Genomic DNA, 14411 nt, shown 5'->3' with positions numbered 1-14411 from the left:
CGACCGCGGCGATGACTGCGTTAATCATGGTTACCTCAAGCAAAAACATAAAAAACAGGCATGCCCTCGCTCAGGTGGCCATTGGCTGGCGACCCGCGTGCAGGCTTTAAGGAGGTCTTATTAGAGGGCGCGCACTTTGCAGGAGGCGGGGCTGCATGTCAAAAAACCTGTGGCGAGGGAGCTTGCTCCGTTCGACAGCGCAGCTGGAGCCGGCTTTTAAGCCCCCCCTAAGGCCCCGCGCAAGCAAGCTTGCTCACCACAAAAGCAAATTTAAATTGATCGTTTGAATAAAGAAACCTCCAAGGCAGCCGATAACCTGACTCTATGTGCTTTCAGGTTAAGGATGTCCCGATGTCGCTCAGGCAGCTCTCCATTCAATGGAAAATCACCCTGCTCGCGGGCCTCTGCCTGCTGGGGATCGTGACCCTGCTGGTGGGTTTGTCTCTGTATCGCATGGCGCAGAGTTCGGAGCAGGTCCAGGCCTCCAGCATGCAGATGCTCAATACCTCCGCCCAGGCGCGCATCGAGGCCCAAGGCGAAGCCCAGGCGCTGGGTATCCGTCGCCAGTTCATGGATGCCTACCAGTACGGCCACGGCTTTTCCCGTCAGGTGCTGTTCCTGCGCGAGCAGGCCGAAAAGCGCTTCCTCGATGCCTTCGACACCCGCGAAGACCTGACCCGCCAGGTCAAGGCCGCCTTGCAGGCCAACCCGGACCTGCTGGGGTTGTCCCTGGTGTTCGAAGCCAATGCGCTGGACGGCAAGGACGATTTGTTCGCCGATCAGGCAGAGTTGGGCAGCAACGACAAGGGCCGCTTCGCCCTGTACTGGTCGCAGCCGACGCCGGGCACGCTCACCTCAATGGCCCTGCCGGAAAGCGACATGGCCGACACAAGCATCGGCCCCAGCGGTGAACCGGCCAACGCCTGGTTCACTTGCCCGCGCACGACGCTCAAGCCCTGCGTGATCGAACCCTACTTTTATATGATCAACGGCCAGAACGTACTGATGACCAGCATCGTCTTCCCGCTCACGGTCAATGGCAAAGTCATCGCATCGCTGTCGGTGGACATCAACCTCAACAGCCTGCAGGCCGTGAGCCAACAGGCCAGCCAAAAACTGTACGACGGCCAGACTCAGGTGAGCATCCTCAGCGCTACCGGCTTGCTGGCCGGCTACAGCGCGGACGCCACCCAGTTAAGCAAACGCCTGGATCAGGTCGACACCGCCAGCGGCGCGCAAGTGCTCAGTGCACTGGCCAGCGGCCCACAGATCCGCAGCCTGCGCACCGACCATCAGCTCAAAGTACTGGCACCGTTCGCGCCGATTCCTGACGGCAAGCTGTGGGGTGTGTTGCTGGATGTACCGGAAAAAGTCCTGGTCGGACCCGCCGAAGCGCTGAAGGCCCAACTGGATGCCGACAATGCACGTGGCACGCTGCTGGAATTGGGCCTGGGCCTGCTGGCCGCGGTGATCGGTCTGATGCTGGTGTGGCTGATGGCCCGCAGCGTGACGCGGCCGATCCTCGGCGTGGCGCATATGCTCGAAGACATTGCCAGCGGCGAAGGCGACCTGACCCGGCGCCTGGCCTACGACAAGAAGGACGAACTGGGGCAGCTCGCGGGCTGGTTCAACCGTTTCCTCGACAAGCTGCAACCGATCATTGCCGAGGTGAAGCGCTCGGTGCAGGACGCCCGTGGCACCGCCGACCAATCCGCCGCGATTGCGACCCAGACCAGCGCCGGCATGGAGCAGCAATACCGTCAGGTCGACCAGGTGGCCACTGCCTCCCACGAGATGAGTGCGACTGCCCAGGATGTAGCCCGCAGCGCCGCCCAGGCCGCGCAAGCCGCACGCGATGCCGACCAGGCCACCCGCGACGGTTTGACCGTGATCGACCAGACCACCACCAACATCGGCCACCTGGCGGCGGACATGAGCACCGCCATGGCCCAGGTCGAAGGCCTGGCCGCCAATAGCGAGAAAATCGGTTCGGTGCTGGAAGTGATTCGCGGCATTGCCGAGCAGACCAACTTGTTGGCGCTCAACGCCGCCATCGAAGCCGCCCGCGCCGGTGAGGCCGGTCGTGGCTTTGCGGTGGTGGCGGATGAGGTGCGCAACCTTGCGCGGCGCACCCAGGAATCGGTGGAAGAAACCCGCCTGGTGATCGAGCAACTGCAAAGCGGCACCGAGGATGTGGTCGGTTCCATGGGCAACAGCTACCGCCAGGCCCAGGGCAGCGTCGAACAGGTCGGCCAGGCCGTCACCGCTCTGCGCCAGATAGGCGATGCGGTCACGGTCATCAGCGACATGAACCTGCAGATCGCCAGCGCCGCCGAAGAGCAAAGCGCGGTGGCCGAGGAGATCAACAGCAACGTGGCGACCATTCGCGATGTGACCGAGTCGCTGTCGGAACAGGCCAATGAGTCGGCGCGAGTGAGCCAGGCATTGAATAGCCTGGCAAATCAGCAGCAGGGGTTGATGGATCAGTTTCGCGTCTGATCTGAATCAGCCGTAGATACGGGTGGTCAGATCTGGCGGTGTGGTAATTCAATCAGCACCTTGAGCCCGCCCAATTCGCTTTCCTGCAACTGCAATACCCCGCCCCACACCTCGACAATATCCCGCACGATCCCCAGCCCCAAACCGTGGCCGTCGATTTGCTCATCCAGGCGCGTGCCGCGGCTGAACACCTGGTCGCGCTGGGTTTCGGGGATGCCGGGGCCGTCGTCTTCAACCGCCAGCAGGTAGCTGTGGGCGGTTTCACTGATCGTCAGCCGCACATCGGCATCCGCCCATTTGCAGGCGTTATCCAGCAGGTTGCCGAGCAGTTCCAGCAGGTCTTCCCGGTCCCAGGGCAATTGCAGGCCGGGGGCGGCGTGGTAGCTGAGGTCCAGGTGCTCGCCATGGACCATGTTCAGGGTGGCCAGCAAACCAGGCAGTTCTTTTTCACAGTCGAACAAGGCGCCCGGCAGGGTTTCGCCGGCCAGGCGTGCGCGGTTGAGCTCACGATTGAGGCGCTGTTGCACCTGCTCCAACTGGTTGCGCAGCAGTTTGCTCAGCTCGGGATGATCCTTGAGCGCCTCGCTCGACGCCGCGCTCAGCAACACGGCCAGTGGCGTTTTAAGGGCATGCCCGAGGTTGCCGAGGGCATTGCGTGAGCGCTTGAGGCTGTCTTCGGTGTGGGCCAGCAAGTGGTTGATCTGCGCCACCAGCGGCTCCAGTTCCTGCGGCACCTGGGTGTCGAGTTGTGAACGCTGGCCCTGTTGCAGTTGGGCGATCTGGTTGCGCGCGGTTTCCAGCGGGCGCAAGGCACGGCGCACAGTGACCCGTTGCAGGACCAACACCAGCGCCAACGCCGCCAACCCAAGCACCAGACCGATCTGACGCATCAACCGGAAGCTTTCCCGCACTGGCGTGTAATCCTGGGCCACGCTGATTGAGATCGACTGGCCAAAGCGTTTGTAGTCCGAACGCAACACCAGCAATTGCTGGCCTTCCGGGCCCAGTTGCAGGTTGCCCTTGATTCCGGCTTCGGGCAGTTGGGGCAACTCCTGGTCCCACAGCGAACGGGAGCGCCAATGAGTGTCGGCGAAATCAATCCGGAAATAATGCCCGGAAAACGGCCGCTGATAGGCCGGCGACAGACGCTGCTCATCCAACTGCACGCCGTTGGGCCCGCGCACCAGGGCCACCAACAGGTTTTCAGCGTCGTTGCGCAGCCCTGCTTCCAGGTAGCGCTGCAAGCCAGCTTCGAATAACCACAGGCTGGTTTGTGCCAGCACCAGGCCGACGATCACCATCACACTGATCAGGCCCAGGCTGAGGCGGCGCTGAATCGACTTCATGCAGGGCTGGCGCCAAAGCGGTAACCCTGGCCACGCCGGGTCTCGATCACGGCGCGGCCCAGTTTGCGGCGCAGGTGGTTGACGTGGACTTCCAGCACATTGGAATCGCGCTCGGTCTCGCCGTCATACAAGTGCTCGGCCAGGTGGCTTTTGGACAGGATCTGTTCGGGGTGCAGCATGAAATAGCGCAACAGGCGGAACTCGGCGGCGGTCAGTTGGATCTCGTCACCGTCGCGCAGTACGCATTGACGGCCTTCGTCCAAGTGCAGGCCGGCGGCTTGCAAGGTGGGCTGGTTGGCCTGGCCGTGGGAGCGGCGCAACAGCGCCTGGATGCGCAGGTGCAGTTCTTCAGGGTGAAAAGGTTTGCTCAGGTAGTCGTCGGCACCGGCCTTGAGCCCCTCGATCCGCTCGGCCCACGAGTCGCGGGCGGTAAGGACCAGCACCGGAGTGGCCAATGCGGCCGCGCGCCATTGTGCCAACACCTCAAGGCCGGGCAAACCGGGCAGACCGAGGTCGAGGATGATCAGGTCATAGGGTTCGCTGCGGCCCTGGTACGCGGCGTCGCGCCCATCGGCCAGCCAGTCGACGGCATAGCCCTGGCGCTGCAGACCGGCCAACAACTCATCGGCCAAGGGTACGTTGTCTTCCACCAGGAGCAGGCGCATCAGTCTTCCTCATCTTTGATCAGCACACCGTTGGTGGCGTCGAGTTTAATCTCACGCACCACACCTTCGGTGGTCACCAGCTCCACTTCGTAGGCATATTGGCCGTGTTTTTTCTCAAGCTCCGCCTCCAGCAGACGGGAGCCGGGATACCGTGCCATGGCCTGCTGCAACAGTTGCTCCAGCGGCAGGATCACGCCCTGCTGGCGCAGCGCAAGGGCTTCATCCTGGTTGAGGTCGCGGGCCTGCAAGCCTGAGCAGAACATCACCAACACCAACGCCACGCGACTGCCGGTGCGTAAATTTACCTTCATTACGTATCCTGATGATTCTTGAGAACCTGCCCGGTGAGCGCGTCCAATTCAACGTCCCATTCAATACCGTTGCGATCTTCCAGTTCGACCTCGTAGACATACTTGCCGTACGCTTCGTCCAGATCGGTGTCCAGCAGCGTCGAACCGGGATGCAGGGCCAGCGCCGTGGCTTCCAGTTGGTCGAAGGCGACAATTGTAACAGTGGCTGGCACGGTCAGTGGCTTGTCGGGGTCCACGGCTCCGGCCTGGGTCGCCGTGGAGGCGATGATAGCGGCGGCGACCAGAGCAGTGAGGCGTTTCATGATAAGTCTCCGTTACACGATGTTATTCCTACGCCGGCCACGGTATCTGCTGCAACTTAACTGAAACTGAATTGCCACCATGGCAATTGCGCGGACAGCGGTTTTTCCCACAGCTTGCGAGATTTCCTATACTGCCCCCTCGCTTCAACAGAGACCGGTATGACAGCCATCCACATCAAGTTTCCCGCCCTGACCCTCAAGGCCGGCAAACGCGCCCTCTCCCGCATCCGCGAACAAGGCCTTGAGCCTGTCGATGTCGGCATCCTCCCCGGTGCGGCCGGCGGCCCCAAGGCGTTGGGCATCCAGGGCCTGGACCTGGCGCTGTTCGGCGACTGGCTGCCTCGGGCACCACGGGAACGGGCACTGATCGGTGCGTCCATCGGCTCCTGGCGCTTTGCCAGCGCTTGCCTGCCCGACCCGGTGCAAGGCCTGCTGGACCTCGGCCGCCTGTACAACGAACAACGCTTTGCCAAAGGCGTGACCATGGCCGAGGTCAGCCAAAGCTGCCAACGCATGCTCGACGACCTGCTGGCCGGCCGCGATGCGCGGGTGCTGGACAACCCCGACTATCGCCTGAACATCATGGTGGTCAAAAGCCACGGCCTGCTCGCCGATGACCATCGCGGGCGCCTGGGCTTGGGCCTGTCGTCGGTGATCGCCGATAACCTGCGTGGCCGCGCACGGTTGTCGCGGCATTTCGAACGATTGATCATCCATGACCCGCGCCAGTTGCCACCGCTGCATCCGCTGAAGGATTTTCCGTCGCGGTTTCTTGAGCTGGATGCAGGCAACCTGCGCCAGGCGTTGCTTGCCTCGGGTTCGATCCCCATGGTGATGCAAGGCGTGCGCGACCTGCCCGGCGCAGGCGCCGGCACCTACCGCGACGGTGGCCTGCTGGACTACCACCTCGACTTGCCCTACCACGGCGAGGACATCGTGCTGTACCCGCACTTCACCGATCGGGTGATCCCCGGCTGGTTCGACAAAGGCCTGCCCTGGCGGCGCAGCAATCAACAGGGTTTGCAGGACGTGTTGCTGCTGGCGCCGTCCAAGGACTACCTGGCCCGCCTGCCCCACGGCAAACTGCCGGACCGCAGCGACTTCAAGCGCTTTTTGGGCGACGACAAAAGCCGCAATAAATACTGGCAAACCGCGATGAGCGAAAGCCAGCGGCTGGGGGATGAGTTTCTGCAACTGGCGGATAACGGTGGTTTGGGCGAGCGCTTGCAGGCGCTTTGACCCAGCGGTATGCGCGGCGCGTGATCAAGCTGTTAAACTCGCCGCCTGCCAGATACCTGACCGAGCTGAAAATACTGTGGAAATCTTCAAAGATTCCACGGTAGCCTCCCGCCTGAAACCCTCCCGTATCAAACACCCCCTTAAAACCGCACGCCTAAAGACATTCGCGTATCACCTCGTACCACTCAATACCTTCCCAATGCCACTGGGTTAGTACATCATCCAGTACATCAGGAACAGTTTTGAGAGGATGTACTAGTGGCGCTCACGGACACCGCAGCCAGACAGGCAAAGCCAAAGGATAAGGCATACACCCTCCCCGACACGCTGGGGCTTTCTCTATATGTGGCTACCAGTGGAATCAAGAGCTGGCACTTTAGATTCACCTGGCTTGGAAAACAGGCAAGGATTTCTTTTGGAACATACCCGGAAACGGGCCTTAAGGAAGCGCGCTCTCGCAGAGATGAGGCGCGGGAAGACATTGCGTGCGGCGTGGACCCGCGCGAATCGAGGAAGGAGAAGAAGGCAGGACTGATTGAGGCTGGCGGACGTACATTCCGCCGCGTGTACGATGAGTGGCTGGCATTCAGAAAGGGCAGCATATCGCCGGGCACCTACCGGATCATCAGCAACTTGATGGAACTGGACGTGCTTCCAACACTTGGCGGACGGCAGATCGACACCATCAAGCGCGCCGACGTGATCGCCCTGATACGGCGTATCGAGAAGCGCGGTTCGGTGGTAACCGCAGTGAAGGTCAGGCAGCGTATGGGGCAGGTGTTCAGTTATGCGATTGCCACAGGCCTTATAGAATCGAATCCTACGGCAGAGATGCACGCTGTCACCGAGAAAGGCGCCCAGAACCGACCGCATCCATTCTTGCCGTTCAGCGAACTACCAAAGACCATAGCCACCATCCAGCAGTGCGTGTCAGGCCACCAGTTGCGAGCGGCGATCATGCTGATGATCTACACCGCCTCCCGCCCTGGCGAGGTCAGGCACGCAGAATGGTCGGAGATTGATCTTGAATCGGCAACCTGGACAACTCCGGCGCCGAAGATGAAGGCCCGCCGCGAACACGCCGTACCATTGCCGATCCAGGCCGTCGACCTACTCAAGAGCATGCTGCCTATCACCGGAGGCCTTCGCTACGTGTTCACCAACCGCAGCGACCCGACAGCCCCGATCGGCACCAATTATGCGAATAATGTCATGGACCTGTGCGGCCTGACAGGGAGGCAGTCTCCCCACGGATTCCGTCATCTGTTCTCCACGGAAATGAACGGGCGCGGCTATAACCGCGACTGGATTGAAAGGCAGCTCGCCCACGCAGACAGCAGCTTTATCCGCGACGTGTACAACCATGCCGCGTACCTGGAGCAGCGCCGAGAAATGATGCAGGAGTGGGCAGACCTGGTATCGGCCGGGCCATCCGGCTAATAACCTGCAGCTCGTCGCCTAAAATCGCTTCAAGGTCAAACCTCAATTACTGTACACGCATACAGTATTTGAGTTTGCCCGCCATGAACATCGACGACGACACATCAGTCTGGCTTGGCTGCCCTACCCCCCTAGAAATGTACAAGCATCAGTGCGCCCTGCTGGAAGACGAGCTCAACCAGACCCAGTCGGCGCTGAACAGGGCGCGGCGCAATATCGCAGGCCTGGTTCAGTTAAGCGATGATCTATCCACCGGCAAGACATCCGCCGAGGACGCGCTCAATAAAGCGCGCTCGGAGGTTTCCAGGCTCAACCGCGAAAACTCGGAAATGGACAGGAAGGTAAACGGACTTCTGATCGTGGCCGAGCAGCGCGATCACCTGTTCAGGGAGAATCAGCGGCTGTTGATGGAGCTGAAGACAATAGGGTTCGCGGATAGTCCCGCCCACACCGAATCGCGCACCAATCAAAACGCCGTAGCACGCGAAGCTATTTGTACCAAACCAAACAAAATCTGAAATAATCCATCCGCGAAGGTAGGGATCAATTGATGACGCCCCATGAAATAGTTCTATGGACAGAAATGCTAACCGCCAAAAACATTTTCATTGCCGCTGCAATTCTTATCGCCGCCTCTGCCGTGGTAGCGACTCTAAAGTACAAAAGCCCGACGACAGCCATAAGCTTCTGGGGCGACTCTCTGACGGCTGGCACGGTAGATGGCGTGTCGATGCCGTACCCGAATGCGCTCCAAAGGCTGGCGATTGCATCCTTTGACCTGAGATCCATTAAAAACCATGGGATCGAAGGCATGACTTCTACCCAGATAGCCTCAAAGTTTGGAGCAAAACCCCCCCTACTTACAGTGGACGGGCACGCAATACCGGAGTCGGGGAAAGTTGCCATCACATCTACCAGACATTCCAACCTGTCAAGCAAGTCGAACTACATTACTCTGAAGTACGACGGGACCCTGGCTGGCATCGAAGGCACCCTTGCGGTTAACTGGAATGAAAGCGCCCCTGAATTAGCAGGCGAAACGACATTCAAGCGCAAAGAGCGCGGCGATGTCGTGTCCGTCAACGGAGAAGCGCCCTTCGTAATCGACCAAAGCAAATGGTCAAAAAACGTAACCGTTATATGGTCCGGACGGAATGATGTTCTGAGTGGCTTCTCAAACGACTCCATCATTGAGAATATTGACTTAATGATTCGATCGATAAAAGGCAATGACCACTTTTTGGTTTTGTCAGTCACCGATGCATCTTTCGAGTCAGTCGACAGCCCGGGCTTCAAGCAGATATCTGAACTCAACAAGTCGCTATCAGAAGCCTACCCAGAAAACTGGGTTGATGTAAGAGGTGCTCTCGTGAACAGCTATAATCCTGAGTTGCCGGACGATGTTGCCGCGTTTGATTCGGGGAAAATCGCGCCATCTCTTTTTGTTGATGGGCTTCACCTCAACGATCAGGGCAACAAGATCGTTGCCCAAACGGTTTACTCCTTTATCAAATCAAAGGGCTGGTAACTTCCAGTCGAAGAGTCCGCCCCCCCCCCTCCCGTTACGGAACATCTTTGAAGAACAGGTGGTGCCCGAGGCGCAAAGTCTGCTTGGCCGTCATCGCCCAGGCCGGGGGCTTTGGCATTGTGGTCGCGTAGTAGTGCGTGGCCCCGCCCGTTGGATCCGGTACCGAGCCAGACATCACTTGATCCGCAGCGCGCTGTGCCTGGGCGAACTGCGCCGCCGGGATCGGCTTAACGCCGCTGAGGTATGAGTAGTTCGGGTCATTCTGGTTCCAGCAACTGAACTGCCATGGCTTCAGGCACACACCGGCGTAGCCCTCCCCCCACCACGACTTAGCCTTGCCGTCGAACACGCGGTTGCGGATGGTCCAGGCCACTGCAACCTGGCCGGCCAAGCCTTCGCCTCGCGCTTCGCCCCATAGTGTGCGAGCTAAGATATCGCGGTCTTTTTGGGAAGCGGTCATACTTTTCTCCAAGTAATAAAAAGCCCGCGCTAGGCGGGCGGTTTATGCAGAAGTCTCGATGGGGATTGGCGGCTCTGGCCATGCAGGCGCTTCAGGCCATCCCGGCTTGGTTTCGGTCTTGTTCACTGCGGAGCTGTACTTCTTCCACAGCTTCAGTAGTGCCAGGTCTTCTTCGCTGGCCTCATCAAGATCCGATGCGTACTGCAGCGGGTTGATACGCAGGGTTGCATAAGTCAGCAGCTTGTCGCGCGCAGCTCGTGCGCCGGCCAAAATCTCTTCGGCAGTTCTTTCGATTGGGCGCAGTTCTGGGACCCCTCCTTCACCCAAGACAATCTGGTTACCTTCCGATTGCCCATCAATTAAATATCGATATTCTTCATTCGTAAGTGGAATGAAGCCTGCGCCATCTTCAAGGTAAAACCCAAAGTTGTCTGGATTGAAAAAATACATAGCGAAACCTCTTTTTAATAACCAACGGCAAACCAGCGGATAGGTAGGCCGTTGGCGGTACCGTTCCGCAGCCTGAACTGAGAAGCCGAAACTACAAACGCCGCAACTTGATATTCGGTGTTAGCGCCGGAAGTGTTTGAATCAGCACTTATGGTGCCGCCCAAGAAAAGACAGGCGTTCGGAAATACCAGCGGAAAGCTCTGCGTAGTGGTGGACCCGTTAACCAGCCCCCACTGAAAGACCAGGCCAAGCAACCATGAAGGCAGCTTTAGATAACCGTTGGCAGCAAACGACGCTTGAAAACCAAAGCGAAGTTTGAGTGGAGTTACAGCGGTCGCACCATCTGTGCCGGCGTCTGTCTGCACTTGTGTCGCAAGCTTTAAAACGCCAGATACAGTTTCGCTGGCCTGGCCCGTGGAAGGCAGTTGGTTGAGCAAGACAAAATCTGTGCCGTCGTACTCTATGTCAGACAGCTGGTTGACCGCGTAAACGGCAGGAACCTTGGCTCCAGTGCTGTCGTATTGCTTTAACAGTCGAGTGCCAAGACCGGACACGCTGATGGTGGTCGTAGGGGTGCTTGCCTGGCTGAATTTCGCACGAAAACGCAAATTGATTGAGTAGGCTGAGATTGCTGGCTGTGGGGTAAGGACCAGTGCGGCGGCCGTGCCGGTGGTAGTGAACGCGGTGTACTCTTGGTATTGTGGATTTTTGAATACGTAAGCGCACGCCCAAGCGGTGGATCCATTCGACACGAAGCTAACCTGCTCTCCAGCACGCAGTGCAAAGCTTGTTGTTGATCCAGACGTGGGGTAGTTGATCAGACCAGCACCGCTCACCAAGATTGTTACGTCCATCCTCGCTGCAACCGTTACGCAATCCCCACTTTTAGTTGTGGACAGCACGGGCAACGTTGGCGACAGCCCGCCAGAAGTTACGAGATTTGCACTGCCAGCCGGAAGCGCTGCCGAGGTTGATACGATAGAAAAACTGGCATAGTTACCAAGGAGCCCGCGCAAGGCGGAATAGTACTGCGAGGAACCAACAGAGTCGACGTTGCCGTCAGCTGTGATTCCGGCGGCAGCGAGTAGGGATTGGAAAAAGCCTTCCTTGTCGTTTGCCCAGTCCTTCTCTAGGTAAGATCCATCTTTGGCGGTTGGTGTTGTTCTGTTCTTGAAAGAGCCTTGAGGGTAGCCTGCGGATGGATTGGTGAATCGACCCGGGTATCGCTCGTTAAGCTTAAGTGCCATGTTACGCCCCTATATATCCTGCAAATTCTGCTTGATCGTCACCGAATTCAGCATCCATATCGCCAAACTCGACCATGTTGAATCCCTCAAGGAATCCGTTAAATTTGACTGCCTGAGGTCTTGGTATTAAGCCGGCACTGAGTAGAGCGAACCGCTCAAGGTTGGTTATCTGGCCGTAGAACTCGATGCTGAACGACATGTCTTCGCCATCTGTAACGCGCAGCACATCGGCCATGGGAAGAAGAAAGTTCATGCCGTCGAGGATGTTCTCGATGGTCGCGTCGCCGTTGTTCTTGACGATCTTGGCCTTTATGACCAGCCGGTACAGCTCGTCTGAAAGCTGCCCGTCCTGATCAATCGTCAACGCGCTGAACATGGCATCGTCGTCGCCAAACTCACCGCCGTCGGTTAGATCGAACAGAGCTGGGTTCATTGGCATTGAGCCAACGAAGCTCCGCGGCGCCACGACGATCCGGCCGATGACGTTCAGTTGCTCACCGACCGCGCTATCAATGTCGTAGCTCTTGCGCACGGCCTGAGCCGCCGCCTCAATGTCCCCGCCAAGATCCCTGGCGATTGCGTACCAGGCCACCGCCTTTGGCTTGTCGCGGTACTGCGCGTATATGCGGTCTGGGATGTTCATCACGTGATCACTACGGTGATGTTGCTCTCCGTCCACCGGGACATCTGGTTGTAGGCGATTGCGACATTGGCCTGTCCGCCATTGAGGCTGGATGAGGGCAGATCTACGTAGCTGTCGCCGTACGAGCCGATGACCTTATTGACCGGCGTGAAGATCGTGCTGAATGGCACGGTCTCGCCAATATCAAAGCCGTCGATCTTGAAGCCGACATCGGCAGGAATCAGGTCGCCGGCGGCGTACTCCATCATCGCCTCTTTAATAAGCTGATCGGCGTTCGGTGGAAGTGAGCCGTCATTTACGACGCGGATGATCGCGATCATGTCTACGTAGATCGGCCGGCTTGCCCGGATCAGCTTCTTGTTGGTCGGATACTTGGGAGACGTAACCTCGACCTGGAAGGGTGTTCCTGCCTGATACAGAGTTGAGCCAGGGTTCTTCTTCAGGTAGATGGCCATTGCCACGTCATCGTCAGTCCCGCCGTCAATGATCGGCGCTATGGAGTGGCGCGGAAGGCCGTATGGGTTGTCTACTGAAACCGCGCTTATATTGGTGTCGTTCTCGTACACCTTCACCCGGCGCACGCCGTCCACGCCGAACAGTTCGCCGATCATTGAGTCGATCTGGTTGTTGCCTGGGCGCCCGACGGCTGTAGCGCGGGTGACGCGCAGTTGCTCATCGCGCTGACCGTCAGTACCTGGTGTTGCCGGCGCAGCGTTCGTGACGCTGGCAAGCCCTGCCACTACATCAACGATGCGGGTAATAGTGCCGGCGTCAGCCTGGGTAGGCCCGATGACTGTGCAAGTCGCGTTGACGGTCGCCGACCCCAAGGAGTCTGCTGTAACGGCTTGGTCAGTCGTCCAGCGGCTGCCGGTGGTGACGGACTCAAAGCGGTTGCCTGCCTGAATTGGCGTGCCTGGTGTGGCGGTGATGGTCAGTTGCACACTGGAGCGAGACCCGCCAGATCGGATGGTGCCAGTCAGCGAGCAGACAATATCCAGGTCACTGCCCTTGGCCTTGTTCGGGTCTTTCGAGTTGTAGGCCTGCTGCAACGTCTCGTCGAGCGCGTAAAAGATCTCGGAGTCGTGCGCCATCTTGAGGCCGTCTGGCGTCGAAGGGTCCAGGTTCCACAGTGGATCAATGTCCAGATAGAACTGGCGCTCCTGGGCGAACCAGTCGTTTTGCGTCTGTAGCACGTAGCCGGTCGAAGTCAGGCTAGCCATTCAGTGTTACCTCTTCCAGGCCGAACTCGGTGAGAATCCCAGCGGTTACGCTGTATTTGCGGTTTTCGATATTGAAGTCAGCGGAGAAGCTGGTGAGCCGGATCACGCCAGGCGTGTTGGCGATTCGCGCTCGCAGCGCCGCCTCAGCGGCGGAGAGGCTGGTGAACTTGCCCAGAATCTGCTCGTACCACGGCGTGCCGTCGGTGATATCTCGGAAGTACTCGCCCAAGAACAGGCGAAGGCGGGTCAGCACGGTCTGTGCCACCTCGGACTGACCGGTGATGAACTGCTGCCCACGAGTCACGATGTCGCCTGTTTCGTCGTCCAGTCTGCGTACGGTCATATAACTGGCACTCCGCTTGTCCCGGAGCCCGGGGTTACACCGCCATGGCGGTGTGTGTTGAGGTTTGTGCCAGCGGCGGTGATGACGTTGCCGTCTGGCGTGATCTTCAGCCCGTTGATCAGAAAGGTGCCGTCGGCCTGCAACTGAAAGCTGCCGGCGCCGTTTTGCATTAGGGTTGTGCCGTCGGCCAACACGTTGAACCTGGCTACCCCGTTATCCATTGAGATGCTGTTGTCGTTCTTCAGCCAAACGAACTGGGAGCCATCACGGTTGCGCATGCGCACGCCGTTGTTCTGGAAGTCCGGCAGTGCATTTGGCACGGACCTGAAGCCCGGCAGGAACATGGCGTCCTGCATGTTGTGGAAGCGCCCAATTGGGTTGGTTGCCACCCCGCCGCTCTGCACCCAACCGTCAATGCAGCGCTGGGAGAAAAGAATGTCGCCCTCACATCCTGAATCGATCTGGTACTCGACGCAGTAGTCACCTCCGGGGAAGTAAACCGGAACCTCAATGATTGGTGGGATGGTGAACTCGGCGCCGTTTATGTCGACGCGGGCTATGCCAGGCTGCACCTGGGCGAGCTGCTTGACCGGGTCGAACGTCAAGACGTGTCCAGGCAGCGACGTGCAGACCCCCTTCAGGATCTCCCGAAAAGCGTCACGAATAAGCTCCGGCTGCCTCGTGCGGCCTTCTGAATCGAGCATTTAGCCACCATTAA

Annotated in this window: 16 protein-coding genes and 1 pseudogene; 6 read left to right on the top strand and 11 right to left on the bottom strand. The window is 58.9% G+C overall.

Translation table 11 applies throughout. The annotated features are described in order from the left end of the window. Positions 1–324: 324 nt before the first annotated feature. Positions 325–1641, top strand: a pseudogene (locus tag IQK56_RS31700) (methyl-accepting chemotaxis protein); the annotation flags it as partial. A 102-nt stretch (positions 1642–1743) separates the two neighbouring features. Then, complete coding sequence (locus IQK56_RS31695) at positions 1744–2499, top strand: methyl-accepting chemotaxis protein (protein WP_425274536.1); 756 nt, start codon at positions 1744–1746, stop codon at positions 2497–2499. A 26-nt stretch (positions 2500–2525) separates the two neighbouring features. Here IQK56_RS31695 and IQK56_RS07535 read toward each other — a convergent pair whose 3' ends face one another. Genes IQK56_RS07535 through IQK56_RS07520 form a run of 4 tightly spaced genes read right to left on the bottom strand, consistent with a single transcriptional unit; the run spans position 2526 to position 5123 of the window. Then, positions 2526–3845 carry a sensor histidine kinase gene (locus IQK56_RS07535; protein WP_122305325.1) on the bottom strand — a complete coding sequence of 440 codons (1320 nt, stop codon included), beginning with the start codon at positions 3843–3845 and terminating at the stop codon, positions 2526–2528. Next, positions 3842–4510 carry a response regulator transcription factor gene (locus tag IQK56_RS07530; protein ID WP_099584872.1) on the bottom strand — a complete coding sequence of 223 codons (669 nt, stop codon included), beginning with the start codon at positions 4508–4510 and terminating at the stop codon, positions 3842–3844. The genes IQK56_RS07535 and IQK56_RS07530 overlap by 4 nt, the downstream gene beginning before the upstream one ends. Then, positions 4510–4821 (bottom strand): PepSY domain-containing protein, encoded by a 312-nt coding sequence (locus tag IQK56_RS07525; RefSeq protein ID WP_193861918.1) that lies wholly within the window; start codon positions 4819–4821, stop codon positions 4510–4512. Before IQK56_RS07525 ends, IQK56_RS07530 begins: the two co-directional genes overlap by 1 nt. Next, entirely contained in the window at positions 4821–5123 is a 303-nt protein-coding gene (locus IQK56_RS07520; RefSeq protein WP_099584870.1) for a PepSY domain-containing protein, read from the bottom strand. The genes IQK56_RS07525 and IQK56_RS07520 overlap by 1 nt, the downstream gene beginning before the upstream one ends. Positions 5124–5282: 159 nt before the next feature. On the opposite strand from IQK56_RS07520, the gene IQK56_RS07515 reads away from it, so the two are divergent. The 4 genes from IQK56_RS07515 (at position 5283) to IQK56_RS07500 (ending at position 9330) form a co-directional block, all read left to right on the top strand. Further along, a complete protein-coding gene (locus IQK56_RS07515) occupies positions 5283–6362 on the top strand; it encodes a patatin-like phospholipase domain-containing protein (RefSeq protein WP_193861917.1) in 1080 nt (359 codons plus the stop codon). A 258-nt stretch (positions 6363–6620) separates the two neighbouring features. Next, positions 6621–7802, top strand: coding sequence for a phage integrase central domain-containing protein (locus IQK56_RS07510; RefSeq protein WP_193861916.1), 1182 nt, complete (start codon positions 6621–6623; stop codon positions 7800–7802). A gap of 83 nt (positions 7803–7885) precedes the next feature. Next, positions 7886–8320, top strand: a complete 435-nt coding sequence (locus tag IQK56_RS07505) for a hypothetical protein (RefSeq protein WP_341869495.1) — start codon at positions 7886–7888, stop codon at positions 8318–8320. A gap of 32 nt (positions 8321–8352) precedes the next feature. Continuing rightward, positions 8353–9330, top strand: coding sequence for an SGNH/GDSL hydrolase family protein (locus tag IQK56_RS07500; RefSeq protein ID WP_193861915.1), 978 nt, complete (start codon positions 8353–8355; stop codon positions 9328–9330). Between the two features lie 34 nt (positions 9331–9364). Here IQK56_RS07500 and IQK56_RS07495 read toward each other — a convergent pair whose 3' ends face one another. The 7 genes from IQK56_RS07495 to IQK56_RS07465 are packed head-to-tail and all read right to left on the bottom strand — an operon-like array spanning position 9365 to position 14397. Beyond that, positions 9365–9790 carry a cell wall hydrolase gene (locus IQK56_RS07495; RefSeq protein WP_193861914.1) on the bottom strand — a complete coding sequence of 142 codons (426 nt, stop codon included), beginning with the start codon at positions 9788–9790 and terminating at the stop codon, positions 9365–9367. 42 nt (positions 9791–9832) lie between these two features. After that, positions 9833–10240, bottom strand: a complete 408-nt coding sequence (locus IQK56_RS07490) for a tail fiber assembly protein (protein ID WP_193861913.1) — start codon at positions 10238–10240, stop codon at positions 9833–9835. 14 nt (positions 10241–10254) lie between these two features. Then, entirely contained in the window at positions 10255–11487 is a 1233-nt protein-coding gene (locus IQK56_RS07485; RefSeq protein ID WP_193861912.1) for a gp53-like domain-containing protein, read from the bottom strand. A 1-nt stretch (position 11488) separates the two neighbouring features. Then, positions 11489–12130: a baseplate wedge 1 family protein gene (locus tag IQK56_RS07480; protein ID WP_193861911.1), complete on the bottom strand. Its 642-nt coding sequence runs from the start codon at positions 12128–12130 to the stop codon at positions 11489–11491. Next, positions 12130–13350, bottom strand: a complete 1221-nt coding sequence (locus tag IQK56_RS07475; RefSeq protein WP_193861910.1) for a baseplate J/gp47 family protein — start codon at positions 13348–13350, stop codon at positions 12130–12132. Before IQK56_RS07475 ends, IQK56_RS07480 begins: the two co-directional genes overlap by 1 nt. Continuing rightward, positions 13343–13693, bottom strand: a complete 351-nt coding sequence (locus IQK56_RS07470; protein WP_193861909.1) for a contractile injection system sheath initiator — start codon at positions 13691–13693, stop codon at positions 13343–13345. The genes IQK56_RS07475 and IQK56_RS07470 overlap by 8 nt, the downstream gene beginning before the upstream one ends. Further along, a complete protein-coding gene (locus IQK56_RS07465) occupies positions 13690–14397 on the bottom strand; it encodes a Gp138 family membrane-puncturing spike protein (RefSeq protein WP_193861908.1) in 708 nt (235 codons plus the stop codon). Before IQK56_RS07465 ends, IQK56_RS07470 begins: the two co-directional genes overlap by 4 nt. Positions 14398–14411 lie beyond the last annotated feature (14 nt).

The organism is Pseudomonas cyclaminis, assembly GCF_015163715.1.
Classification (GTDB): Bacteria; Pseudomonadota; Gammaproteobacteria; order Pseudomonadales; family Pseudomonadaceae; genus Aquipseudomonas; species Aquipseudomonas cyclaminis.
Note: the sequence above shows the minus strand (reverse complement) of the source record. Positions and strands in the feature narration are given on the sequence as shown.

What these genes read in the sequence shown, in the direction of transcription:
- IQK56_RS31695 (WP_425274536.1), top strand. Translation starts at nt 1,744, where the DNA reads ATGGAGCAGCAATACCGTCAGGTCGACCAGGTGGCCACTGCCTCCCAC.
- IQK56_RS07535 (WP_122305325.1), bottom strand. Translation starts at nt 3,845, where the DNA reads ATGAAGTCGATTCAGCGCCGCCTCAGCCTGGGCCTGATCAGTGTGATG.
- IQK56_RS07530 (WP_099584872.1), bottom strand. Translation starts at nt 4,510, where the DNA reads ATGCGCCTGCTCCTGGTGGAAGACAACGTACCCTTGGCCGATGAGTTG.
- IQK56_RS07525 (WP_193861918.1), bottom strand. Translation starts at nt 4,821, where the DNA reads ATGAAGGTAAATTTACGCACCGGCAGTCGCGTGGCGTTGGTGTTGGTG.
- IQK56_RS07520 (WP_099584870.1), bottom strand. Translation starts at nt 5,123, where the DNA reads ATGAAACGCCTCACTGCTCTGGTCGCCGCCGCTATCATCGCCTCCACG.
- IQK56_RS07515 (WP_193861917.1), top strand. Translation starts at nt 5,283, where the DNA reads ATGACAGCCATCCACATCAAGTTTCCCGCCCTGACCCTCAAGGCCGGC.
- IQK56_RS07505 (WP_341869495.1), top strand. Translation starts at nt 7,886, where the DNA reads ATGAACATCGACGACGACACATCAGTCTGGCTTGGCTGCCCTACCCCC.
- IQK56_RS07500 (WP_193861915.1), top strand. Translation starts at nt 8,353, where the DNA reads ATGACGCCCCATGAAATAGTTCTATGGACAGAAATGCTAACCGCCAAA.
- IQK56_RS07495 (WP_193861914.1), bottom strand. Translation starts at nt 9,790, where the DNA reads ATGACCGCTTCCCAAAAAGACCGCGATATCTTAGCTCGCACACTATGG.
- IQK56_RS07490 (WP_193861913.1), bottom strand. Translation starts at nt 10,240, where the DNA reads ATGTATTTTTTCAATCCAGACAACTTTGGGTTTTACCTTGAAGATGGC.
- IQK56_RS07485 (WP_193861912.1), bottom strand. Translation starts at nt 11,487, where the DNA reads ATGGCACTTAAGCTTAACGAGCGATACCCGGGTCGATTCACCAATCCA.
- IQK56_RS07480 (WP_193861911.1), bottom strand. Translation starts at nt 12,130, where the DNA reads ATGAACATCCCAGACCGCATATACGCGCAGTACCGCGACAAGCCAAAG.
- IQK56_RS07475 (WP_193861910.1), bottom strand. Translation starts at nt 13,350, where the DNA reads ATGGCTAGCCTGACTTCGACCGGCTACGTGCTACAGACGCAAAACGAC.
- IQK56_RS07470 (WP_193861909.1), bottom strand. Translation starts at nt 13,693, where the DNA reads ATGACCGTACGCAGACTGGACGACGAAACAGGCGACATCGTGACTCGT.
- IQK56_RS07465 (WP_193861908.1), bottom strand. Translation starts at nt 14,397, where the DNA reads ATGCTCGATTCAGAAGGCCGCACGAGGCAGCCGGAGCTTATTCGTGAC.